Origin of the sequence: Sphingomonas canadensis (genome assembly GCF_026013525.1) — a bacterium.
Lineage (GTDB): Bacteria > Pseudomonadota > Alphaproteobacteria > Sphingomonadales > Sphingomonadaceae > Sphingomonas > Sphingomonas canadensis.
The window spans coordinates 36,303-57,824 of record NZ_JAPDRA010000009.1 but is presented as its reverse complement, the minus strand read 5'-3'; the positions used below and the strand labels follow the sequence as shown (position 1 = coordinate 57,824).

Here is a 21,522-nt window from a genome sequence, read left to right as displayed (position 1 = left end):
CCGCATGCCCCGTTCGCTCGTCCTGCTTGCCGTAGTGCTGGTGCTGCTGATCGGCGGGCTGATCTTCCTCTCCATGCGCGATACGCACAAGGAGCCGGTGCGCGTCGAAAAGGGCGTAACGCTTGAAAATCTCGCGAACTAGGGCCGCCGTCGCCGCACTGCTGCTCGCGGGGGTGGCGGCTGCGGGGCTGGTGCCGGCCCAGGGCCAGGAAACCCCCGAATCGCTGCTGCCGCCGGGTTTCGACGATCCGCCCGCGCCGGCCCCTGCGCCGCGCCCCGCGCCCGCGCCTGCGCCTTCGTCTGGTTCCGCCGCGCCGGCATCGCCCGCGGCAGGTCCGGCGGAGCCGCTGCCTGCCGGGAACGAAGTGGCAGCAGCCGATCTGCCGCCCGTGGACCTGAATGCCGGGGAGCTTCCCGATAACGCGCGCCGTTCGCTCGACGTGATCGGCGCGGTCGCGCGCGGCAACCCGCCGTTCCCCGTCAACGCCTTCGGCCGCGGCGACGGCCGTTTCCTGGCCACGCTGATGCGCCGGATGCAGGCGCCCGTGGCGTCGCGCTGGGCCTCGATCGCGCTGCGCCGCGCGCTGCTTTCGCCGACGCGCACCCCGCGCAACATCAACGGCGCCGATTATGCCGCCGAGCGCGCCTGGCTGCTGGTGCGCATGGGCGAGCCGGTGGCGGCGCGGATGGTGGTGCAGGCGGTGGACGTGGAGGATTACACCCCCCGCCTGTTCGAGGTGGCGATGCAGGCGGCGCTGGCCAGCGCCGATCCGGCCGGCATGTGCCCGCTGGCCGAGCCCGCGTTGCGCGTGGTGGATTCGACCGGCTGGCGGCTGGCGCGCGCGATGTGCGCGGGCCTTGAGGGGCAGCAGGCGCGCGGGCGCCAGTTGCTCGATCAGGCCCGCGGCCGCACGGCGCGTGGCAACCTGGACATGCTGCTGGCCGAAAAGGTGCTGGGCCTGGGCGCGCGCGGCGGCGCGGTGACCATCGAATGGGACGGCGTCCAGCGGCTGAGCGCATGGCGCTGGGGCCTGGCCGTCGGGACCGGGGAGACCATCCCCGATTCGCTCTATGCCACGGTGGGGCCGCAGGTCCGTTACTGGCAGGCGCTGGCGCCGGCGCCGGAGCCGCGCGACCGGGTGACCAACGCCGAGCTGGCGGCGGCGGCAGGCGTCTTCTCCAGCTCCGGCCTGGTCGACCTCTATGGCGAGATCGAGCAGCTCGGCGAGGCGGACAGCGCCGATCTGGCCATCGCGCGGGAGCTGCGCACCGCCTACACCGCGGCCGCCTCGGCCGATCGCGTGGCGGCGCTGCGCACGATCTGGACGAGCGAGCGGCCGACGATCCGCTACGCCCGGCTGGTGCTGACCGCGCGGGCGGCGGCGGCGGTGGCGCCGGACGCGGCTTTCGCGGGGGATGCCGACCGGCTGATCGCGTCGATGCTGTCGGCGGGGATCGAGGGGCCGGCGCTCGCCTGGCGCGGCGTGGCGCGGCGGGGCAGCGACGGCTGGATGATGCTGGCGATGGCCGATGCCTCGCGCAGCCTGCTCAGCGCGTCCGATTTCGAATCCTATCGTTCGGGCGCGGGCGAGCGGAAGGCGCAACTGGCGCTGGCCGCGCTTGCCGGGCTCGGCAAGATGGAGGCGGGGGCCGCGCGCCGGGCCGCGGGCGGGCTGGCGCTCGACCTGGACGGCGCGAACTCCTGGACCCGCGCGATCGACATGGCGGGCAACCGCCGCGATCCCGGATCGGTGGCGCTGCTGGCGGCGGTCGGCATGCAATCGCGTTCGTGGGAGCGGGTGACGCCCGAGGCGCTCTATCACATCACCCGGGCGCTGCGGCTGGCCGGACTGGGCCAGTTCGCGCGGATGATCGCGGTAGAGGCGATCACGCGGGCGGCTTGAGCAGCCTCGAAGACCGCGCGCTGATCGAGCGTTTCCTGGAGATGATGCGCGCGGAGGCCGGCGCCGCGCCCAATACCATCGCCGCCTATGAGACCGACCTGCGGCTCGCGTCCGATGCGCTGGGTGGGCGGCTGGGCCAGGCGGCGCGCGAGGATATCGAGCGGCTGGCGGGCGAATGGGCGGCGCTGGCGCGGGCGACGGTGGCGCGCAAATCGGCGGCGCTGCGGCGCTTCTTCGCCTTCCTGCGCGATGACGGGCTGCGCCGCGACGATCCGGGGAGCGCGCTGCCCCGGCCCGGGGCGGCGCGCGGGCTGCCCAAGGTGCTGGGCACCGCCGACGTGGACCGGATGTTCGCCGCGATCGCCGAACGGATCGCGCGCGTGCCGATGGACCTCCGCGACCTGCGCCTCGCCGCGCTGATCGAGCTGCTCTATGGATCGGGGCTGCGCGCGACCGAGCTGGTCAGCCTGCCGCGCAACGCCATCCACCCGGACCGGCCGTACCTGATCCTGAAGGGCAAGGGCGGGCGCGAGCGGCTGGTGCCCATCTCCGATCGCGCGCGGGCGGCGGTGGGGGTGTGGCGCGCGCATGTGCCGGCCGCGAAGCCCTGGCTGTTCCCCTCGGGCAAGTCGCACCTCAGCCGCGTGCGGCTCTATCAGCTCGTCCGCGCGCTGGCGGGGGAGGCGGGCATCCCGCCCGACCGGGTGAGCCCGCACGTGCTGCGCCACGCCTTCGCCACGCATCTGCTGGAGGGCGGCGCGGACCTGCGCGCGCTGCAGGCGATGCTGGGCCATGCCGATATCGCCACGACCGAGATCTACACCCATGTCGACAGCCGCCGGCTGGTCGATCTGGTGAACGAACGGCATCCGTTGGGGGAGGCGTTGGGAGAGGCGCTGCGGAAGGCACCGGGCGGAGCGGCGAAGCCAGAGGGCGCGGGGGAGTAGCGGCGGCTTTCCGCCTCGCTCACGCCGCCGCGGCCGTGCGGATCGTCATGCCGGCTTGCTGAAATAGGCGATCGCGCGGAATTCGTAGCTTTCGCGGACATGCGCGTCGGGGCGGCTGGTGTCGTGGAACGCGGTGTGCGGCGCGCGCCACGCCCGGCTGTGATCGCTGTCATGGAACTTGATGAAGATCACCTCGTCCGCGGTCATGTCCGGGAAATACCACCAGGCGTGCGCGGGATTGTGGTAGAAGACCGTGGCCGCGGTCATCTCCTCCTCGCCCTCGATCGGGGCGAACAGCGCGTCGCCGGTGGGGATCTCATCCACGTCCACCTTGACGTTCGAGGCGCCGTCCTCGCCGAGCACGCTCTGATAGTCGCACAGCGCCAGCGGCCAGTCCTGCGGCGGATCGGAGAAGGTGCGCCACAGGCTGAAGGCGATGAACCGGTCGAAACCGGGGCCGCCGGGGACGGCCTTGTCATAGATGCCCTTGGCGATCTTGTGCGCGGTGCTGGTGTTGAAATCGACATGCGCCTCCGCCGCGGGCGGCTGGATGCCGGGGCCGCTGATAACCGGCGAGCGGAGCTGGCCGCCCATCGGCACCACCAGATCGCAGCCGGTGAGCGTCTTCACCACCTCCGCCACCTGCGGCGGATAGGCCTTCGCCGCCTCCGGATCGCGGAAGTCGATATCGGTCCGGTGGCGCGCGATGCAGAAGCCGTGCTCGTCGAGCGTGAAGGGCCGGGGCGCCAGCCGCGCGTTGCGGATGGTGACCGGATAGGGCTTGTATTCGCCCGTGTTCAGTTCCGCGCCGGGCGCCCAGAAGCGCCGGTTGATCCGGGAGGTGGGCAGCAGATAGTCGATTGTCGTCTCTACCGCCGCCGGCGCCTTGCTCCTCGCGATGGTCGCCATCGGATTCCTCTCTCAACCAGCGAACAGCGCGCGCACCGCGTCGGGCACGCGCGCGGCCTTCAGGCCGCCCGGGCGTTCCGGATCTGGCACCGTCCACACCCGCTTCTCGGTGCATTCGACGCACAGCGCGCCGTCGCGCAGCAGCCGCTGGGCCACCGTGAAGCTGGAATTGCCGAATTCGGGCGCGGCGCATTCGATGATCACATCGTCGCCATAGGCGGCGGGGCGCAGGAAGCGCGCCTGCACGTCCACCATCGGAAAGCCCGCGACGTTCATCTCGCGCAGCATGTCGCGCTTGCGGGGCAGCCCGGCATGTTCGAACAGCAGGATCGTGGTCTCCCCGAACATGTCGAGGTAGCGCGGCGCATAGACGATGCCCGCCGGATCGCACTGGCCCCATTCGATACGCAGGGCGCGGGTGAAGAAGGGCGTCATGCGAAGCTCAGCCCGCCGCGCCGCTCGGCGAAGCGCCAGCCCTCGGCGGTCTTTTCGAACCGGTCGGCGTAATGCCCGGCCAGCGGCGGGGAATCCTTTGCCGTGAATAACAGGATCACGCTGTAACCCATTGCCGATGTGTTACTTTCCACGTCGATAACGATATTGGCGCAGACATGCTGGCTGGTGCGCGGCGGCCGCGCGAGGAAGCTGGCGAGCAGCGCTTCGCGTCCCACCACCGGCGCGTCCGGCGCGGTGGGCCGCGTCATCGATCCGCCGTGGGTATAGAGCGCCGCGACCTCTTCCCACCGGCCCTGATCGTTCAGGTTGGCGTAGAGGTTGATCAGGCGGGTGCATTCCCACTCGATCGCGCGGCGCTCCTCCGGCTCCATCAGTCCTTATATCCCTCGCGCGCGCGGCTGTTGTCGATCGCGATCGGCTGGCCGGTGACGGGGTGGGGATAGTGGAAGGGCACCGTATCGGTGGCGGGCCACAGCCGCGGGCGCGGATCGATCAACGTGTCTGGCCCGAGCGGGTTGCCGGGATAGAGATCCGCCTCGCCCGCCATCGGGATGAAGTCGATCGGCGTCTTCGCCCAGCCGTCCTGGAAGGTGCCGTGCCAGAACGGGTAATAGCGCAGCGCCTTGATCTTCCACACGCCGTCCTCGCGGACATATTCGTTCTCGTACAGGCCGCCTTCCCACCAGGCGCGCTGCTGGCCCTCGGCGGATTCGTGCAGGCCGGCCTGCATCATCGATCGGCCGCGGACCTGCGCGGTCTTGCGGTCGGGGGCGACGTCGATGACCATCTGGAGCTGCGGGTGATCGAGCAGCCAGCCATAGCGCGGGCCGTTGTGCCCCTGGGTGAACTGGGTCTGGAACCGTTCGATATAGAGCCTGCGGACGCCCGCCTTGCCCTTGTAGATGCCGCCCAGGAACCAGACCTCGCCGTCGTCGGCGAACAGGTCGACCACCTCGTTATACTGCGATTTGTCGATGAAATAGCCATAGGTGTACTGCACCCGGCGGATCTGGTTGACGTCCTGCTCGATGCCCAGCGCATGTTCCAGCTTGTCGAGGCGCTCCTTGAGCGCGGCGATCTCGTCCGGCAATTCTTCTCTCCTGTCCTGTTGTTTTCCCGCAGATGCCCGGCCGCGTCATGCGGCCGGGCACCGCAGAATCCCACGATGTTGTCCCGGGGCCTGCATCGCCCCGGCCGGCGCGCGTTGGCAAGACCAGCAGAGCGCGCGTCCGGCCGCAAGTTGCCCGCCGATCCTATCATTCCCGCTACCAGCCAGGCCGTGCCGCCCGGCTTCGCCCGGCGCGGTCCCCGCCGCTGGCTGTTAGCGCCAATTCCATGACTACGATCTGCCTTGTAGGGCGCCGTGCGAAACCGCACGGTCGGGTCAGGTCCGCAAGAGACACAGACAGCGACGAGGGGATGATGAAGGATTTCAAGGACCAGGTGGCGTTCATCACCGGCGGTGCCTCTGGCGCCGGGCTGGGCCAGGCCAAGGTGTTCGGCAGGGCAGGCGCGAGGATCGTAATCGCCGACGTGCGCGCCGATGCGATCGCCAGCGCGCTGGACGAACTGAAGGCAGAGGGCATCGCCGCCCACGGCATCCCGCTGGATATCACGGATCGCGAGGCATATGCCCGCGCCGCCGACGAGGTGGAGGCCGCGTTCGGCGGCCCGCCCACGCTGTTGTTCAACACCGCGGGCGTCAACAGCTTCGGCCCGGTGGAAAACACCACCTACGACGATTTCGACTGGCTGATCGGGGTCAATCTGGGCGGCGTCGTCAACGGCATGGTCACCTTCGTCCCGCGCATGATCAAGGCGGGGAAGCCGGCGCATATCGTCACCGTATCTTCGATGGGCGGCTTCATGGGCAGCGCGCTGGCCGCCCCCTATTCGGCGGCCAAGGCGGCGGTGATCAACCTGATGGAGGGCTATCACCAGTCGCTGGCGAAATACGGCATCGGGGTATCGGTGCTGTGCCCGGCCAACATCAAGTCGAACATCGCGGAGGCGGTGCGCATCCGCCCGGCCAGGTTCGGCAACTCCGGCTATGTCGAGACGCAGGAGGCGATCGATTCGCTCCACAGCATCTACCAGCACGGCATGGAGCCCGAGGAGCTGGCCGGCCACGTCAGGCGCGGGATCGAGGAGGGGGCGCTCTACATCATCCCCTATCCGGAATCGAAGGAGATGCTGGAAAAGCACTTCCGCAACATCGTGGACGCGGTGCTTCCGCTGGAAGCCGATCCGGAAGGCGCGAAGAAGCGCACCGAGGCGCTGATGAACTGGGCGGCCGACCGCGCCCGCGTGTTCATGCAGCCCAAGCAGGAGGGCTGAGCGATGCTGGAGGACGTGAGCGGCAAGACCGCCTTCATCACCGGCGGCGCCAGCGGCATGGGGCTGGGCATGGCGCGGGTGTTCGCGCGGGCAGGCATGAAGGTGGTGATCGCCGATCTGCGCCAGTCCGCGATCGACACGGCGATGGAGGAATTCTCCAGGACCAACCTGGCGGTGCATGCGATCCAGTTCGACGTCACCGATCGCGAAGCCTGGGTGCGCGCGGCCGACGAGGCTGAGACCGCGTTCGGCAACATCCATGTGCTGGCGCTCAACGCGGGCGTGGGCGTGGTGGGGCCGATGACCACGGCGACCTACAAGGACTGGGACTATTGCCTCAGCGTCAATGTCGGCGGCGTGGTCAACGGGCTCGTCACGCTGCTGCCGCGGATGCTGGCGCATGGCGAGGCGGGGCAGGTGGTGGTGACCTCTTCCACCGGCGGCTTTTCCGCGGTGGGCGGGGCCGGGCTCTACTGCACCTCGAAATTCGCGGTGGCGGGGATGATGGAATCGCTCGCCACCGATCTGAAGGGCACAGCGATCGGCGCCTCGGTGTTCTTCCCCGGCCCGGTGCAGACCGCGCTGGCGATCAACACCAATGCGGTGCGTCCGGAGCATCTGCGCAACGATGCGCCGCCGCCGCCCGCCCCGGGCACGCGCGACGCGCGGCCGATGCCGGGCTTCGATCCTGCCGTGTTCATGCCCATCGACGAGGTGGGCGAGCGCGTGCTGCGCGGCATCCGGCGCGGCGACCTGTTCATCATGTCGCACCCGGAATTCCGCGACGGCATCGTCGCCCGCAACGAAGCGCTGCTGCGCGCGATCCCGGACGAACCGCTGAACGAACCCCGCGCCGCGCTGGTCCGCCAGTTCGGCACGCTGATGTACAACCCGGTCTACGACGGCCAGCAGAAGGTGCCCGGCGGCCTTTCGTAAGGCGCCGGCCAGGAGAGATACAGATGCTGACGCTTTACAGCTTCGGGCCGGGCGCGAATTCGCTGAAGCCCCTGCTCGCGCTCTACGAGAAGGGGCTGGATTTCGACCAGCGCTTCCTGAACCCTGCGGTGTTCGAGCACCATGAGGCGTGGTTCAAGAAGATCAATCCGCGCGGCCAGGTGCCCGCGCTGGACCATGACGGGCGCATCGTCACCGAAAGCACGGTGATCTGCGAATATCTGGAAGATGCCTTCCCCGATTGCGCGGTGAAGCTGCGCCCGGCAGACCCGTGGGAGACCGCACAGATGCGCGTGTGGACCAAATGGGTCGACGAATATTTCTGCTGGTGCGTCTCGACGATCGGCTGGGAACGGATGATCGGCCCGCTGGCGCGATCGATCCCCGACGACGAGTTCGAGGAGAAGATGAAGCACATCCCGATCCCCGAGCAGGTGACCAAATGGCGCAATGCGCGCGCCGGCTTCCCCAAGGAGGTGCTGGAGGAGGAGATGCGCAAGGTCCGCGTCTCGGTCGCCCGGCTGGAGGCGCGGCTGGCCGAGAGTCCGTGGCTGGCGGGCGACAGCTACACGCTGGCCGATGTCTGCAACTTCGCCATCGCCAACGGGATGGAGAAGGGCTTCGCCGACGTGGTCAATCCGCAGGATACGCCGCATCTGGTTGACTGGATCGCGCGCATCAACGCGCGGCCCGCGGCCCAGGAGATGTTCGCCCGGTCGAAGCGCGAGGTGATGACCCCGCGCAAGACCGAGGCCGCCTGAACCTCCGAGCGACAGGGATTGATCGAAGCATGGCCCGGAACAACCGCATCACGCTCTATGACCTTCAGCTCGCGTCGGGCTGCACCATCAGCCCGTTCGTGTGGCGCACCAAATATGCGCTGGCGCACAAGGGGTTCGACATCGACATCGTCCCCGGCGGCTTCACCGGCATCCTGGAGCGCACCGGCGGGCGCAGCGAGCGCGCGCCCTGCATCGTCGACGATGGCGAATGGGTGCTCGATAGCTGGCTGATCGCCGAATATCTTGACGAAAAATACCCCGATCGGCCGATGCTGTTCGAGGGGCCGAGCATGAAGCTGCTCACCAAGTTCATCGACGGCTGGCTGTGGCGCACCGCGATCGGGCCGTGGTTCCGCTGCTACATCCTCGACTATCACGACCTGTCGCTGCCGCAGGACCAGGAATATGTCCGCTGGAGCCGCGAGCAATGGTTCCTGGGCGGGCAGAAGCTGGAGGAGGTCCAGGCCGGCCGCGAGGACCGGCTGCCGCTGGTCCCGCCGCAGCTCGAACCGCTGCGCCAGTTGCTGAAGGAGAGCAGATGGCTGGGCGGCGATAGCCCGAACTACGCCGATTTCAGCGCGTTGGCGGTGTTCCTGTGGACCGCATCGGTGGCGAAGACGCCGCCGCTGACCGAGGACGATCCGCTGCGCGACTGGCTCGATCGCGGCTTCGATCTATACGGCGGGCTGGGGCGTCACCCCGGCATGCACAGCCTGTTCGGCCTGAAGCTGCGTGACGGCGATCCCGAACCCTTTGTGAAGGGCGATGCGGGCATGGCCGCGCCGGTCAACAAGGGGCCGCAGAGCACGCAGATGCCCGAACGGGCGACCGGGTAACGCCGGCTTGCGCCCCCGCCGTCCGGCATGGCCGGCGGGGGACGGGGAGCCCGTTCAGTCCTTCAGCTTCAGCGTCATGAAGGCGATCGCGCCGATCGCCGATCCCACCGCCATGATGCAGGCGGTGACGAACAGCCCCTCCTGATATCCGCCGAAGCTCTGGAACAGCGCGCCTGCCAGCAGCGGCGATCCCACCGCGCCGATGCGGCCGGCGCCGATCACGAAGCCGGTGCCGGTGGCGCGGACATGCGTGGGGAAGCCGCGTGCGAAGGCGGCGTAGCAGCCCACGATCGCGCTGTTGGTGGTGATGCCGGTCAAGAACACCGCGATATACCAGCCGGTCAGCGTGGTCTGGCCGAGCCCGAACGCGGCAACCGCGACCACCGAGGCGAGGAGCATGATCACCGTCGGCCCCTTGATGCCGAAGCGCTGCATGAAGAAGCCGAAGATGAAACCGCCGGTCGCGCCGCCGACGTTGGCCCAAACCAGCGCCTGCGCCGCCTGGCTCTGGCTGTACCCGAAATCGCCGACGATCGTGGGCGAGTATTTCAGCGTGAAATAGAAGGTGATGCAGTGGAACAGATAGGCGGCCGTCAGCGTAAGCGTGGTGCCGACCAGTCCCGGCTTCAGGATGTCGAACACGGATGTCCTGGCCTTCTCCGCCGGGACCGGGGGCAGATCCTCGATCTGCGGATGGCCCATCAGCTTCAGCGTCTTGTTGATCCGCGTCAGCGCGTTCGCCGGGCGATGCTGGTTCAGATAATCGATCGTCTCGGGCACCAGGAAATAGACGAGCGGGATGCATACCGCGGTGCAGATCGCGCCGAATTCGAACACCAGCCGCCATTCGCCGTCGCGCAGCAGCCATGCGGCGACGATGCCGCCCAGCGTGGCGCCCAGCGGATAGCCGATCACCATCAGCGACATGGCGACGCTGCGGGCCTTCTTGTTCGAATATTCCGCGGTCACCGCGTTGATCGCGGCCAGCATGCCGCCGATGCCCAGACCGGTGATCAGGCGCCAGGTGGCCAGGATCATCGGCGCGGTGGAGGTGGTGGCCAGCCACATGCCCGCCGCCATGATCGCCAGGCACAGCAGCATCGCCGGGCGCCGGCCGAACTTGTCCGCCATGCCGCCCAGCAGCACCGATCCCACGCCCATGCCGACCAGTTCGGCCGAAAGCACCACGCCCAGCTCCGCGGGGGAAACGCCCCATTCCTTGCGGATGCCCGGCCCGGCGAACGCGCTGGAAAGCACGTCGAAGCCATCGAGCGCGTTCAGCGCGATCATGATTGCGACCACGATCCACTGGCGGACCGACATGCGGCCTTCGTCCAGGATGTGGCGCGGATCATTTGCTGCCATTTTCGTAACCCCTCCCGATGTTGGCTGCCTGTGGCCGCTTCGCCGCCGTTGTGACGGCGAAACCTTGGCTTGGCTAGCTGCTAAGCCCCTGTGCCGCGGTCCTGTGCCGCCCGCCTGCCGCCCTTGCGCCACCCTGTCGCGCACGCGGCGGCAGGGCGCATTCCACGGGGCGGAAATTGATCCGGAACAAGGTGCGCGCGACCCTAAAATTCGTTAGTGTTGAATACAAATAACGATTCCATGGAGCGGACGCCATGACCCATTTTCCCGACACCCCTTCCTTCACCGGCTTCAACACGCCAATGCGTTTCGAGGGCGAGGTTCTCGACCTGGAGGTGACGGGCACGATTCCGCCGGAGATCGACGGCGCCTTCTATCGCGTCCAGCCCGATCCGCAGTTCCCGCCGAAGCTGGGCGACGACATCGCGTTCAACGGCGACGGATCGATCAGCATGTTCCATATCCATGGCGGCAAGGTCGACTACCGCCAGCGCTGGGTGCGCACCGACAAGTTCGTGGCGGAGCGCCAGGCGGGCAAGGGGCTGTTCGGCGCCTATCGCAACCCGATCGGCGACGATGAAACCGTGAAGGGCATGTATCGCGGCACGGCGAACACCAATGCCTTTCCGTTCGGCGGCAAGCTGTGGGCGCTGAAGGAGGATTCGCCCGCGGTGCTGGTCGACGCCGGCACGCTCGATACGCACGGCTACACCGATTTCGAAGGCAAGATGACCGGCCAGACCTTCACCGCGCATCCGAAGGTCGATCCGCGCACGGGCAACATGATCGCGTTCGGCTATGCCGCCAGCGGGCTCTGCACCGATGACGTGACCTATTACGAGGTAGCGCCGGACGGCACGCTGCTGCGCGAGCTGTGGTTCAAGGTGCCCTATTACTGCATGATGCACGATTTCGGGATCACGGAGGATTATGCCGTGTTCCACATCGTGCCATCGATCGGGAACTGGGAGCGGCTGGAAAAGGGCCTGCCGCATTTCGGCTTCGATACGACGCTGCCGGTCTATCTGGGCGTGCTTCCGCGCCGCGAAGGCGCGACCGCGGACGACATCCGCTGGTTCAAGCGCGAGAACTGCTTCGCCAGCCACGTCTTCAACGCCTTTCAGGAAGGCACCAAGATCCACTTCGACGTGCCGGAGGCGAAGAACAACATGTTCCCCTTCTTCCCGGACGTTCACGGCGCGCCGTTCAACCCGATGGAGGCGATGACCCAGATGAAGCGCTGGACGGTCGACATGGCCTCCAACTCCGACGCATTCGATTCGGTGACCGTGCTGAGCGAGACCTCCGGCGAATTCCCGCGCATCGACGATCGCTTCGCCGGGCTTCCCTATCGCTACGGCTGGATGCTGGAGATGGACATGAAGCGTCCGGTGGAGCTGAAGGGCGGCTCCGCGGGCGGCTTCCTGATGAACTGCCTGTTCCTCAAGGACCTGGAGACCGGCGCCGAACAGCATTGGTGGTGCGGCCCGGTGTCGTCGTTGCAGGAGCCGTGCTTCATCCCGCGTTCCAAGGACGCGCCGGAAGGCGACGGCTGGATCGTGATGGTGTGCAACCGGCTGGAGGAGCATCGCAGCGACCTGTTGCTGTTCGACGCGCTCGACATCGAGAAGGGGCCGATCGCGACCGCGAAGATCCCGGTCCGGCTGCGCTTCGGCCTGCACGGCAACTGGGCGACCGCGAAGGAACTGGGACTGGCCGCGTGATCCCGGAAGGCGCGATCGTTCCCGGGCTGGAGTTCGTCTATGAGGCGCAGGGCAGCCTGGGCGTGCCCGTGCCGATCGGCGAAACCGCCGATGGCGCGCGGCGGATCATCCCGATCTTCGAGGGCGGATCGGTGATAGGGCCGAGCATCCGCGGCAGCCTGATGGGCAATGCCGCGGACTGGCAGCTTACGCGCCACGATGGTGTGACGGTGGCCGACGCCATCTACGCGATCAGGACCGACGACGGCGTGATCATCCAGATCCGCAACAAGGGGCTGCGCCACGGCCCGCCGGAGGTGATGGCGCGGCTGGCGGCGGGGGAGGCGGTGGACCCGGCCGATTATTATTTCCGCACCGTGCCGGAATTCATCGCGCCCGCGGGCCGCTATGACTGGATGAACCGATCGATCTTCGTCTGCTCGGGCGCCCGCTATGCGGCGGGCATCCGGCTGTGGGTGTGGCGGGTGACCTGATCCGCCCTCCCGGCCGGGAGCGGGGAGCGGTCCTACACCGCCTCTCCCGCCTCCCGCGCGCGGTCCAGCATGGCGGCTTCGTCGCGGGGTAGGCGCCAGATCGCCAGCGCCGTGAGCACCACGATCGCGGGCGCGAGCCAGAAGACGCTTAGGATCGCCGATCCCAGGTCGCCGCCGTTCAGATCGCTCGCCATGCCCACCCAGAAGGGGCCGACGCCCAGCCCCAGGATTGTCATCACCAGGATGTAGAAGCTCATCATCACCCCGCGCATCCGCGGCAGCACCAGGTCCATCAGCGTCGCATAGATCGAGGGAAGCCAGAGGGTGAGCAGGATCGAGAACAGGCTGAACCACAGGTAAAAGCCGCCGATATCCTCCGCGCGATAGGTGGCGAGCGCGAAGAAGGGCGAGAGCGCCAGCGAACCGAGCGTGACGTACAGCCGCCCGCCGGGCACGCGCTTGTGCGTCCAATCGGCCACGGGGCCTGCGATCACCGGCCCCAGGATGCCGATCGCCGCCGATATCGTGCCGAACATCAGCCCCACCTGCGTCGGCGACTGGTGGAAATGCTTGATCAGATAGGCGGGCGTCCAGCCCATCACGCCATAGTTGATCACCGTCTGGAGCGACGCCACCGCCAGCACCAGCAGCGCGGCGGGCGAACGCAGGATCAGCACGAAGGCGGGCCGGTCGGTCAGCCGCAGCGATTGCAGCCAGTTGAGCAGCACATAGCAGCCGAAGCCCGCGATCGACCATTGCAGCGCGTTGCCGCTGATCGCCATGCCGCCGATCATCAGCGGCGGCGCGTTGGGCCGCAGCGATCCGGTCCACAGCGTGACGCCGTACATCGCCAGCACGATCGCGATCAGCCCGGCCGCGTTCAGCGCGATCGCGCCGGCGCCCGCGCGCAGCCGCGCCAGGTTCAGCCAGCAGGTGACGGGCAGGATCGCCGCCAGCGTGCGCCAGCTCGCGGCGAAGGGGTGGGGGTCCTCATGCGGGGTCAGCCCGTCGGCTGCGCCGCGCCGGGGCTCGGGCATGCGGCCGATCAGGATACCGATCACGATTCCCGGGATCGAAGCGGCCAGGAACGCCGCCTGCCAGCCCTTGAAGCCGAACGGCGCCTGCCCGGCGGGCCAGGTCCGGTCCCACCAGTCGGCGGTGAACCCGCCCAGCACCAGCGCGCCGCCCAGCCCCAGCGCGATCGCGGCAGACATCGCCGCGCCGATGATGCCGCGCTTCTCCTTCGGAAAACTGTCTGAAAGCAACGACATGCCCGCCGGCTGCGCGCTCGCCTCGCCGATGCCCACGCCCAGGCGCGAAACGGCGAGCGTCGCGAAGCTGTTGGCGAAACCCGCCAGCGCGGTCATCGCCGACCAGCCCAGGATCGAAATGCTCAGCAGGCGGGTGCGGATCCATCCGTCCGCCAGCCGCCCCAGCGGCAGCGAGAAGATGGCGTAGAACAGTGCGAAGACGGTGCCGTAGAGCAGCCCCATCTCGGCATCGGCGATGTGCAGGTCCGCCTTGATCCGCGGCACCAGGATCGCAAGGATCTGGCGATCCACCATCGACATCGCCTGCACCAGGCTGACCAGCGTCAGCGCATACCAGGCCGCGCGCCCGCCGAGCGGGGGAGGGGATTTTGCCTCCGCGCCGCTCATGCCCTCCGCGTCCTGCGCTGCCCCGATCGCGATCCCGCCGGATTGGCCATTGCCGTTTCCCCTCCATGCCGCGCCCGCGCGTTCTGCCGGTTGCGCCGGGCCATAGTGGTAGCAGCCGCGGCCCGGCTGCAACTGGAACAATTTCTACCATCTCTGCCCGCCTCCCCGCGGCGGATTCCGCTGGTCCGGTCACGATATTTCGTATAGGCGAACGATTCACGAGTATGAAAGATCGGGTCGCGGCAAAGCGGCGCCCGGCCGGATCGCTCGCGAAGCCGGAAGGATTGGGAGAAGATCGAATGACCAGGAGCTTGGAAGCGGCACTCAACGGCGCCGGCAACATCGTGGAGCTGCTGCGTAACCAGCAGACCGGGCCGAACGTCTATCCCGGCGTTCCCGCCGAATACACCAACTGGCGCGACGAACAGTGGGGCTGGCAGAACACGGCGGTGCTGTTCAACCAGTCGTACCACATGGTCGATCTGGAGGTGAGCGGTCCCGATGCCTTCGCGATGCTGGAATATCTGGGCATCAACAGCTTCAAGGGCTTCACGGTCGACAAGGCCAAGCAGTTCATCCCGGTCACGCCCGAAGGCTATGTGATCGGCGACGTGATCCTCTTCTACCTGGCGGAAAACACCTTCAACCTGGTCGGCCGCGCGCCGGTGATCGAATGGGTGGAGTTCCATGCCGCCACCGGCAACTGGAACGTGAAGGTGGAGCGCGACGAGCGCACCGCGATGCGCAGCGACGGCAAGCGCAAGAACTATCGCTTCCAGGTCCAGGGCCCGAACGCCTTCAAGATCATGGAGAGGGCGACGGGCGCCGAGGTGCCGCAGCTCAAGTTCTTCAACATGACCACGCTGAAGATCGCGGGCAAGGACGTGCGCGCGCTGCGCCACGGCATGGCCGGCCAGCCGGGCTATGAGCTGTTCGGCCCGTGGGAGGATTATGCCGCGGTCCATGCTGCGTTGGTCGCGGCGGGCAAGGAATTCGGGATGCGCCTGGTCGGCGGCCGCGCCTATTCGTCGAACACGCTGGAAAGCGCGTGGATCCCGTCGCCGCTGCCCGCCTATTACACCGGCGAGGGCAGCCGCGCGTTCCGCGAGTGGATCAGCGAGAACAGCTATGGCTACAAGGCGTCGATCGGCGGCAGCTTCGTGTCCGAACGGATCGAGGATTATTATCTGACGCCGTGGGACCTGGGCTATGGCCCGTTCGTCAAGTTCGACCATGACTTCGTCGGCCGCGACGCGCTGGAGCGCATGTCGGGCAACGCGCACCGCCAGAAGGTGACGCTGGCGCTCGATACCGAGGACGTGCTGCGCGCGATCAGCTCGAACTTCCAGAAGGGCGACCGTGCGAAGTTCTTCGAATTCCCCAGCGCGGTCTATTCGATGCACCCCTATGACGCGGTGCTGGCGGACGGCAAGCATGCGGGCGTATCGACCTGGATCGGCTACAGCTCGAACGAGGGCAAGATGCTCACGCTGGCGATGCTGCAGCCCGAATATGCGGCGCCTGGCACCCGGGTATCGCTGCTGTGGGGCGAGCCCAACGGCGGCACGCGGAAGCTGACGGTCGAGCCGCATGTGCAGACCGAGATCAAGGCGACCGTGAGCCCCGCGCCCTATTCGGAGGTCGCGCGCGACGCCTATGCCGATAGCTGGCGCACCCGCCAGACGGCCTGATCCGCGGCTGGGGCGGCGGCCGCCCGCCTGCGCTTCCGGGCAGGTGCGGCCGCTCCCCCATCCTCCCCCGTCAGGGGGAGGTGGCGCCGCAGGCGACGGAGGGGGCGGATTCCAGAACGAGCCGTTGTACGTCCTCCCCCTCCACCATGCTCCGCATGGTCCCCCTCGCCCCTGCGGGGGAGGGTAGGGGGGACGATGCTGCCGCCGCCTCTCAGTCCTCGCCCGATCCCAGCAGCGCGGTAGCGCGCTTCAGCGCGTCGATCGCGGCGCGTTCGGCCCCGGCGTCGCAGCGCGCGACCGGAATGGCGACGCTGAACGCGCCCGCCAGCCCGCCGTCGGCCATCGCCGCGCGGCCGATGCCGATGATCCCCGCGGTGTGCTCCTCGCGCGTGAAGGCGATGCCGGTCTGGCGGATCTGGTCCAGCTCGGCGCGGATCGCCGCCTCGTCCGTGATCGTGTTGGCGGTGTAGGCGCGCCGTTTGGAGCCGGCGAAATAGGCGTCCAGCGCCTCCGCGGGCAGCCGGGCGAGCAGCGCCTTGCCCGCCGCGAAGGCGTGCATCGGCGCGTGCTGGCCGATATCGAGCGCATAGCGCAGCGACTGGTTGCCCGTCTCGGTCGCCAGCGCCTCCAGCTCGTCGCCGCGCTGCACGAAGAAGCTCGCGGTCTCGTTGAGCTGGGTGCTCACCGCGCGCACCAGCGGCGCGACGCGCTCGGCCAGCGTCGGCCCTTCGCGATTCGGGTTCAGCCGCGCCAGCGCCGCGCCCGGCGCATATTGACGGCCCGCACGCTCCAGATAGCCGCGCTCGACCAGCGTCGAGAGCAGGTAGGACAGGCTGCTGACCGGAATCGCCAGCGCGCTGGAAAGCTCGTGCGCCGCCAGCGGCCGTCCCTGGCCAACCAGGAATTCCAGAATGTCGAGCGTCCGCATCGCCGATTTGACGGTGGCCGGTGTCTCGCTGCTTCCCATCATCCCCTCGAAATTTTCACAAGCATGAAACGGTGTATTTCCTCTGGCAAGGGGTGTCGGCGGCTTGGCTACCCCCAACCCTATCAGTTTTTCTACTTCTTGACCCGGGTGCCGCTTCCCGGCTGCGATGGCGTGACGGAGCCGAACGCGGCCCGCGCGTGAGGAGAGGGCGATGAACCTGCACAACCAGCCAGCATCGGCGGAGGCGAGCCCGGCGGCGGCCGGCGCGGACGCGCCCTATCCGCCCGCGGCGCAGGGCTGGTACTGCGTCATCGTCCTGGCGCTGGCGGTGATGGTCAACTTCCTCGATCGCGGCATCCTCAACCTGCTGGTCGAGCCGATCAAGCAGGACCTGAAGCTCAGCGATATCGAGATGAGCCTGGTGATGGGGTTCGCCTTCACCTTCTTCTACGCCGTGTTCGGTCTGCCGGTGGCGCGCTGGATCGATCGCGGCACGCGCAAGCTGATCTTCTCCGGCGGGCTGTTCATCTTCTCGATCATGACCTTCGCCTGCGGGCTGGCGCATAGTTTCGCGCAGCTCTTCGTCGCGCGCGTCGGACTGGGCGTGGGGGAGACGACCAGCGGCCCTTCGGCCTATTCGATGATGTCGGATTATTTCCCGCCGCATCGCCTGCCGCGCGCGATATCGGTGATGCAGGTGGGGTTCGTGCTCGGCAACGGCCTGGCCTTCCTGGGCGGTGCGGCGCTGATCGCCTGGGCGATGACGCTGGACGGCGTCAGCCTGCCGTTCACCGGGCCGCTGCGCCCCTGGCAGATCGTGCTGATGACGATCTCGATCCCCGGGTTCATCGTTGCGCTGCTGATGCTGACGGTGAAGGAGCCCCCGCGCCGCGGCGGCATTCCGGAGCGCATCCCCTATAGCGAGGTGTTCAAGCTCGCGCGGCAGCATTGGCCGATCTACCTGCCGCTGTTCGCCGGCATGGGGCTGCGCTCCGCCCAGATGTTCGGCCAGCAGAACTGGGGTGCGGCGTTCTACAGCCGCACCTTCGGCTGGGGGCCGTCAGAGGTGGGCGTAGCGATCGGGTTCAGCATCCTGGTTTCGATGCCGCTCGGGCTGATCCTGGGCAACTGGCTGGCCGAGCGGTTCCAGAAGCAGGGCCTGGCGGACGCCAACATGCGGGTGGTGGTGATCTCCACCCTCTTCTCGGTGCCCTTCGGCATCCTGTTCCCGCTGATGCCCAGCCCGTGGCTGGCGGTGGCCTTCTCGCTCGTCGCGGCGATGACCTCGATCATGGCGGCGGCGCCGGAGAATGCGGCGATCCAGTCGGTCACGCCCAACCGGCTGCGCGGCCAGATGACCTTCCTGTTCCTGTTCATCATGAACGTGATCGGCATGGGGCTCGGCCCCATCGTGGTCGGCGCGCTCAGCCAATATGTGTTCGGCGAGGCGAACATCCGCTTCGCGCTGGCGGCGATGGGGCTGCTGGCCGGGCTGCCCGCGATCTACATCTTCTGGAAGGGCATGGCGCCCTATGGCCGGGCCTATGCCGCGGGCGGCGTCGACGTGGGCGCGCGGGCCTGAAGATGACCCGCGCCACGCCACATCCGGCCGGGTCAGACGGTGCCCCACACCTCCTTGGCGACGTCGATCACCAGGCGCATCTTCGCGGCCTGCTGCTCCAGCTCGATGTCGTTGCCGTGGACGGTGGAGGAGAAGCCGCACTGCGGGCTGAGCGCGAGCTGATCGACCGGCGCGAACTTCGCCGCTTCCTCGATCCGGCGCAGCACGTCGTCACGGCTCTCCAGCTCGCCCAGCTTGGTGGTGACCAGGCCCAGGACGACGATCTTGCCCTTCGGCAGGAAACGCAGCGGCGCGAAATCGCCCGAGCGGGGATCGTCATATTCCAGGAAGAAGGCGTTGATCTTCAGCTCGTTGAACATCACCTCCGCGACCGGCTCATAGCCGCCCTCTGCCGCCCAGCTCGAACGGAAGTTGCCGCGGCACAGGTGGACGCCGGTGAACAGGTCGGCGGGCGCCCGGGCGATCGCATCGTTGATCATGCCGGCATAGTGGCGGGGCAGGTCGTTGGGATCGAGCCCACGCTTGCGGGCGTTCTCGCGCTGCTTGTCGTCGCACAGATAGGCCAGGTTGGTGTCGTCGAGCTGGAGGTAGCGGCAGCCGGCGGCGGCCAGGTCGGCGACCTCCTCCTGATAGGCCTTGCCCACGTCGGCGAAGAACTCTGCCATGTCAGGATAGGCTTCCTCGCTGATGCCTTCGCGGCCCGCGCGGAAGTGCAGCATCGTGGGGGAGGGGATGGTGACCTTCGGCGTTTCGCTGACCACGCTCGCCAGGAATTCGTAATCGGCGCGCTGGATCGGCTTGGAATGCTTCACCTTGCCGGTGACGACCATCTTCGGCGGGGCGAAGTTCACCTCCTTGCCGGCGGCGTGCTGGAAGGCGACCTCCATGCCGCCCTGCTCCTCGATCCCGTCGAGCTGGAGCAGGAAATCGGTGTGGAAGAAGGTGCGGCGGAACTCGCCGTCGGTGATGCCCTGAAGACCCAGATCCTCCTGGAACTTCACCACGCCCCGGATCGCCTCGTCCTCCACGGCGCGCAGCGCGGCCGCGTCGATCTCCCCGGCGTGGAACTTGGCGCGCGCGTCGAGCAGCTCGGCCGGGCGCAGGAAGCTCCCGACGTGGTCGGCGCGATAGGGGGGCTTGTGGGACATGCTTTGAACTCCGTTGATTGTATGCGTTGCATATGGGATTCGTCCCGCGACATAAAGACATCTTTATATCGTGAATACCCGAAATTGCTGCGCCGCCCGCCGCGGCGCGGGCGCGGCGTGGCCCGGAGCCGGCGTGCCCCGGTCGGCAAAATTGCCTGCTTTCACAGCATGAAACGCCGGGCGGGTTGCCGCGTGGATGCCGCGTTGCGCCGCCCCCGGACGGTACGTAGCGCATATGAAAATCAGGATGGGCGCCGCCCCGTCCGCAGCGGGATGGGTGCGCGATGAGCGTTGCATTGTACCACTGGGAGCCCAACGCCAATTCCGGCAAGCCGATGCTGGCGCTGGTGGAAAAGGGCGTGGCGTTCGAGAGCCGCTATCTCGATCTGCTCAACTTCGATCAACACAAGCCCGAATATCTGGCGGTGAACCCGCAGGGGACGATCCCGGCGATGGTGCATGACGGCCGCGTGCTGACCGAGAGCACCGCGATGATGGAATATGTCGATGAGGCGTTCGACGGCCCCGCACTGATGCCCGCGGGCGCGGCGGACCGCTGGCGCGTGCGCTGGTGGATGAAGTTCATGGACCAGTGGCTTGGGCCGAGCTTTTCGATGGTGGGATGGAGCGTCTTCGTCGGCCCCTCGGTCCGCCAGCGCGATCCGGAGGAGCTGGACGCCGCGATCGGGCGCATCCCGCTGCCCGAGCGCCGCGTCGCCTGGCGCAAGGCGATCAGCGGCAATTTCAGCGAGGCGGAGATGGCGGAGAGCAAGCGCCGCATCGCGCTGGGCATCGATCTGCTCGAACGCGCGCTGGGCGAGCGCGAATGGCTCGGCTCCGATGTCTATTCGCTGGCGGACATCAACGGCTTCAACTCGGGCTATGCGCTGCCGCTGTCGCAGCCGGGGCTGGCCAATGACGCGCTGACCCCGAACATCATGCGCTGGCTGCGCGCCATCTATGCGCGCCCCGCGACCAGGCAGACCTGGGCGATGGGCCGGACCCAGATGGCCAGCCGCGTCAGCATCCTGGAGAGCGAACCCGCATGACCGCCATCCTCTATCACGGCGAGCCCAACGGCCCGTCGCTCACCGTTCTCGCCGCCGCCTTCGAGAAGCAGGCGCCGGTCGAGCTGCGCCGCATCGATCTCGCCGCCGGGGAGCGTCACGGCGGGGCCGTGCCCTGTCCCTTCGAGGTCTCGCTCTCGATCGAGGGGGAGGGGCCGGTGCTGGTCGCGGACGGGGTGGCGATGGCGGACAGCGTGTTCGTCGCCTGCTATCTGGACGATGCGGGCGGCGGCCCTGCGCTGCGCCCGGCCGATCCCTATGCCCGGTGGGAGATGATGGCGTGGTGCCGCCAGGTGATCGAGCGCGCCGCGCCCGCCGCCGCCTTCCTGGGCACGCAGGCGCATCTCGCGCCACGGCTGGCCGAGATGGCCGAACCCGCCTTCGCGCAGCTAACCGGTGCGATCGCCAGCATCGACCTGGCCGAACGCTGGAAGGCGGTCCGCGCGGGCGATTTCCCGGAGGCGCAGGTGGCGGACAGCCGCGCCAAGATCGCCCAGGCGGTCGAGCGTGTGGAGGCGCGGCTCGCGGGCGGGCGCAAATGGCTGTTCGGCGATTTCAGCATCGCCGATCTGGAAACCTATTCCTGGCTCGCCGGCATGGCCGCGCTGGTGCCCGATGGCTTCGCCGGTGCGCCGCGGACGCGCGAATGGCTGGCGCGGGTGAAGGCGCGGCCGTCGGTGGCGCGCGCGCTGGCGCTCGCCTCCGTCCCGGCGCCGCAGGATGCCTGGGCTCCCGGGCCTGAAATCAACCGCTGGGGCTGA

General features: G+C 68.2%; 21 protein-coding genes. 13 read left to right on the top strand and 8 right to left on the bottom strand.

Annotation, left to right across the window (positions count from 1 at the left end):
* Positions 1–4 precede the first annotated feature (4 nt).
* The 3 genes from OM513_RS16075 to OM513_RS16065 are packed head-to-tail and all read left to right on the top strand — an operon-like array spanning position 5 to position 2,851.
* Positions 5–142 carry a hypothetical protein gene (locus OM513_RS16075; protein ID WP_264945621.1) on the top strand — a complete coding sequence of 46 codons (138 nt, stop codon included), beginning with the start codon at positions 5–7 and terminating at the stop codon, positions 140–142.
* A complete protein-coding gene (locus tag OM513_RS16070) occupies positions 123–1,904 on the top strand; it encodes a hypothetical protein (protein WP_264945620.1) in 1,782 nt (593 codons plus the stop codon). The genes OM513_RS16075 and OM513_RS16070 overlap by 20 nt, the downstream gene beginning before the upstream one ends.
* Positions 1,901–2,851, top strand: coding sequence for a tyrosine-type recombinase/integrase (locus OM513_RS16065; RefSeq protein WP_264945619.1), 951 nt, complete (start codon positions 1,901–1,903; stop codon positions 2,849–2,851). Before OM513_RS16070 ends, OM513_RS16065 begins: the two co-directional genes overlap by 4 nt.
* 45 nt (positions 2,852–2,896) lie before the next feature.
* Here the strand turns inward: OM513_RS16065 and OM513_RS16060 are convergent, their stop codons facing one another.
* Genes OM513_RS16060 through OM513_RS16045 form a run of 4 tightly spaced genes read right to left on the bottom strand, consistent with a single transcriptional unit; the run spans position 2,897 to position 5,306 of the window.
* The gene (locus tag OM513_RS16060; RefSeq protein ID WP_264945618.1) at positions 2,897–3,760 is read right to left on the bottom strand and encodes a CmcJ/NvfI family oxidoreductase; all 864 of its coding nucleotides are present in this window, start codon (positions 3,758–3,760) and stop codon (positions 2,897–2,899) included.
* A 12-nt stretch (positions 3,761–3,772) separates the two neighbouring features.
* Positions 3,773–4,195, bottom strand: a complete 423-nt coding sequence (locus tag OM513_RS16055) for an acyl-CoA thioesterase (RefSeq protein WP_264945617.1) — start codon at positions 4,193–4,195, stop codon at positions 3,773–3,775.
* Positions 4,192–4,587, bottom strand: a complete 396-nt coding sequence (locus tag OM513_RS16050; protein WP_264945616.1) for a nuclear transport factor 2 family protein — start codon at positions 4,585–4,587, stop codon at positions 4,192–4,194. The genes OM513_RS16055 and OM513_RS16050 overlap by 4 nt, the downstream gene beginning before the upstream one ends.
* Positions 4,587–5,306 carry a nuclear transport factor 2 family protein gene (locus OM513_RS16045; protein ID WP_264945615.1) on the bottom strand — a complete coding sequence of 240 codons (720 nt, stop codon included), beginning with the start codon at positions 5,304–5,306 and terminating at the stop codon, positions 4,587–4,589. The genes OM513_RS16050 and OM513_RS16045 overlap by 1 nt, the downstream gene beginning before the upstream one ends.
* A gap of 332 nt (positions 5,307–5,638) precedes the next feature.
* Here OM513_RS16045 and OM513_RS16040 point away from each other — a divergent pair, with 332 nt between their 5' ends.
* From OM513_RS16040 to OM513_RS16025, 4 genes are read left to right on the top strand one after another with little or no spacing between them, the layout of a single operon-like run.
* Positions 5,639–6,553, top strand: coding sequence for an SDR family NAD(P)-dependent oxidoreductase (locus OM513_RS16040; RefSeq protein ID WP_264945613.1), 915 nt, complete (start codon positions 5,639–5,641; stop codon positions 6,551–6,553).
* A 3-nt stretch (positions 6,554–6,556) separates the two neighbouring features.
* Positions 6,557–7,489, top strand: coding sequence for an SDR family NAD(P)-dependent oxidoreductase (locus OM513_RS16035; protein ID WP_264945612.1), 933 nt, complete (start codon positions 6,557–6,559; stop codon positions 7,487–7,489).
* Positions 7,490–7,512: 23 nt separating this feature from the next.
* Complete coding sequence (locus OM513_RS16030) at positions 7,513–8,268, top strand: glutathione S-transferase family protein (protein ID WP_264945611.1); 756 nt, start codon at positions 7,513–7,515, stop codon at positions 8,266–8,268.
* Between the two features lie 29 nt (positions 8,269–8,297).
* Positions 8,298–9,125: a beta-etherase gene (locus OM513_RS16025; RefSeq protein WP_264945609.1), complete on the top strand. Its 828-nt coding sequence runs from the start codon at positions 8,298–8,300 to the stop codon at positions 9,123–9,125.
* A 54-nt stretch (positions 9,126–9,179) separates the two neighbouring features.
* Here OM513_RS16025 and OM513_RS16020 read toward each other — a convergent pair whose 3' ends face one another.
* A complete protein-coding gene (locus OM513_RS16020) occupies positions 9,180–10,490 on the bottom strand; it encodes an MFS transporter (RefSeq protein ID WP_264945608.1) in 1,311 nt (436 codons plus the stop codon).
* A gap of 254 nt (positions 10,491–10,744) precedes the next feature.
* Here OM513_RS16020 and OM513_RS16015 point away from each other — a divergent pair, with 254 nt between their 5' ends.
* Both OM513_RS16015 and OM513_RS16010 read left to right on the top strand, forming a co-directional pair.
* Complete coding sequence (locus OM513_RS16015) at positions 10,745–12,214, top strand: carotenoid oxygenase family protein (protein ID WP_264945606.1); 1,470 nt, start codon at positions 10,745–10,747, stop codon at positions 12,212–12,214.
* Positions 12,211–12,687: a DUF3237 domain-containing protein gene (locus OM513_RS16010; RefSeq protein ID WP_264945604.1), complete on the top strand. Its 477-nt coding sequence runs from the start codon at positions 12,211–12,213 to the stop codon at positions 12,685–12,687. The genes OM513_RS16015 and OM513_RS16010 overlap by 4 nt, the downstream gene beginning before the upstream one ends.
* 32 nt (positions 12,688–12,719) lie before the next feature.
* Here OM513_RS16010 and OM513_RS16005 read toward each other — a convergent pair whose 3' ends face one another.
* Positions 12,720–14,345, bottom strand: coding sequence for an MFS transporter (locus OM513_RS16005; RefSeq protein WP_264945603.1), 1,626 nt, complete (start codon positions 14,343–14,345; stop codon positions 12,720–12,722).
* A 299-nt stretch (positions 14,346–14,644) separates the two neighbouring features.
* Between OM513_RS16005 and desA the strand changes: the two genes are divergently transcribed.
* Complete coding sequence (desA, locus tag OM513_RS16000; RefSeq protein ID WP_264945602.1) at positions 14,645–16,036, top strand: syringate O-demethylase; 1,392 nt, start codon at positions 14,645–14,647, stop codon at positions 16,034–16,036.
* Positions 16,037–16,247: 211 nt separating this feature from the next.
* Here the strand turns inward: desA and OM513_RS15995 are convergent, their stop codons facing one another.
* The gene (locus tag OM513_RS15995; protein WP_264945600.1) at positions 16,248–17,003 is read right to left on the bottom strand and encodes an IclR family transcriptional regulator; all 756 of its coding nucleotides are present in this window, start codon (positions 17,001–17,003) and stop codon (positions 16,248–16,250) included.
* Positions 17,004–17,175: 172 nt separating this feature from the next.
* Here OM513_RS15995 and OM513_RS15990 point away from each other — a divergent pair, with 172 nt between their 5' ends.
* Positions 17,176–18,546: an MFS transporter gene (locus OM513_RS15990; protein WP_264945599.1), complete on the top strand. Its 1,371-nt coding sequence runs from the start codon at positions 17,176–17,178 to the stop codon at positions 18,544–18,546.
* Between the two features lie 32 nt (positions 18,547–18,578).
* On the opposite strand, the gene OM513_RS15985 is transcribed toward OM513_RS15990, so the two are convergent.
* Positions 18,579–19,694 (bottom strand): 5-methyltetrahydropteroyltriglutamate--homocysteine S-methyltransferase, encoded by a 1,116-nt coding sequence (locus tag OM513_RS15985; protein ID WP_264945598.1) that lies wholly within the window; start codon positions 19,692–19,694, stop codon positions 18,579–18,581.
* A 284-nt stretch (positions 19,695–19,978) separates the two neighbouring features.
* On the opposite strand from OM513_RS15985, the gene OM513_RS15980 reads away from it, so the two are divergent.
* Together OM513_RS15980 and OM513_RS15975 are read left to right on the top strand one after the other, a co-directional pair.
* Positions 19,979–20,743, top strand: coding sequence for a glutathione S-transferase family protein (locus OM513_RS15980; protein ID WP_264945597.1), 765 nt, complete (start codon positions 19,979–19,981; stop codon positions 20,741–20,743).
* Complete coding sequence (locus tag OM513_RS15975; RefSeq protein ID WP_264945596.1) at positions 20,740–21,522, top strand: glutathione S-transferase family protein; 783 nt, start codon at positions 20,740–20,742, stop codon at positions 21,520–21,522. The genes OM513_RS15980 and OM513_RS15975 overlap by 4 nt, the downstream gene beginning before the upstream one ends.

What these genes read in the sequence shown, in the direction of transcription:
- OM513_RS16075 (WP_264945621.1), top strand. Translation starts at nt 5, where the DNA reads ATGCCCCGTTCGCTCGTCCTGCTTGCCGTAGTGCTGGTGCTGCTGATC.
- OM513_RS16060 (WP_264945618.1), bottom strand. Translation starts at nt 3,760, where the DNA reads ATGGCGACCATCGCGAGGAGCAAGGCGCCGGCGGCGGTAGAGACGACA.
- OM513_RS16055 (WP_264945617.1), bottom strand. Translation starts at nt 4,195, where the DNA reads ATGACGCCCTTCTTCACCCGCGCCCTGCGTATCGAATGGGGCCAGTGC.
- OM513_RS16050 (WP_264945616.1), bottom strand. Translation starts at nt 4,587, where the DNA reads ATGGAGCCGGAGGAGCGCCGCGCGATCGAGTGGGAATGCACCCGCCTG.
- OM513_RS16040 (WP_264945613.1), top strand. Translation starts at nt 5,639, where the DNA reads ATGAAGGATTTCAAGGACCAGGTGGCGTTCATCACCGGCGGTGCCTCT.
- OM513_RS16035 (WP_264945612.1), top strand. Translation starts at nt 6,557, where the DNA reads ATGCTGGAGGACGTGAGCGGCAAGACCGCCTTCATCACCGGCGGCGCC.
- OM513_RS16030 (WP_264945611.1), top strand. Translation starts at nt 7,513, where the DNA reads ATGCTGACGCTTTACAGCTTCGGGCCGGGCGCGAATTCGCTGAAGCCC.
- OM513_RS16025 (WP_264945609.1), top strand. Translation starts at nt 8,298, where the DNA reads ATGGCCCGGAACAACCGCATCACGCTCTATGACCTTCAGCTCGCGTCG.
- OM513_RS16020 (WP_264945608.1), bottom strand. Translation starts at nt 10,490, where the DNA reads ATGGCAGCAAATGATCCGCGCCACATCCTGGACGAAGGCCGCATGTCG.
- OM513_RS16015 (WP_264945606.1), top strand. Translation starts at nt 10,745, where the DNA reads ATGACCCATTTTCCCGACACCCCTTCCTTCACCGGCTTCAACACGCCA.
- OM513_RS16005 (WP_264945603.1), bottom strand. Translation starts at nt 14,345, where the DNA reads ATGAGCGGCGCGGAGGCAAAATCCCCTCCCCCGCTCGGCGGGCGCGCG.
- desA (WP_264945602.1), top strand. Translation starts at nt 14,645, where the DNA reads ATGACCAGGAGCTTGGAAGCGGCACTCAACGGCGCCGGCAACATCGTG.
- OM513_RS15995 (WP_264945600.1), bottom strand. Translation starts at nt 17,003, where the DNA reads ATGGGAAGCAGCGAGACACCGGCCACCGTCAAATCGGCGATGCGGACG.
- OM513_RS15990 (WP_264945599.1), top strand. Translation starts at nt 17,176, where the DNA reads ATGAACCTGCACAACCAGCCAGCATCGGCGGAGGCGAGCCCGGCGGCG.
- OM513_RS15985 (WP_264945598.1), bottom strand. Translation starts at nt 19,694, where the DNA reads ATGTCCCACAAGCCCCCCTATCGCGCCGACCACGTCGGGAGCTTCCTG.
- OM513_RS15980 (WP_264945597.1), top strand. Translation starts at nt 19,979, where the DNA reads ATGAGCGTTGCATTGTACCACTGGGAGCCCAACGCCAATTCCGGCAAG.
- OM513_RS15975 (WP_264945596.1), top strand. Translation starts at nt 20,740, where the DNA reads ATGACCGCCATCCTCTATCACGGCGAGCCCAACGGCCCGTCGCTCACC.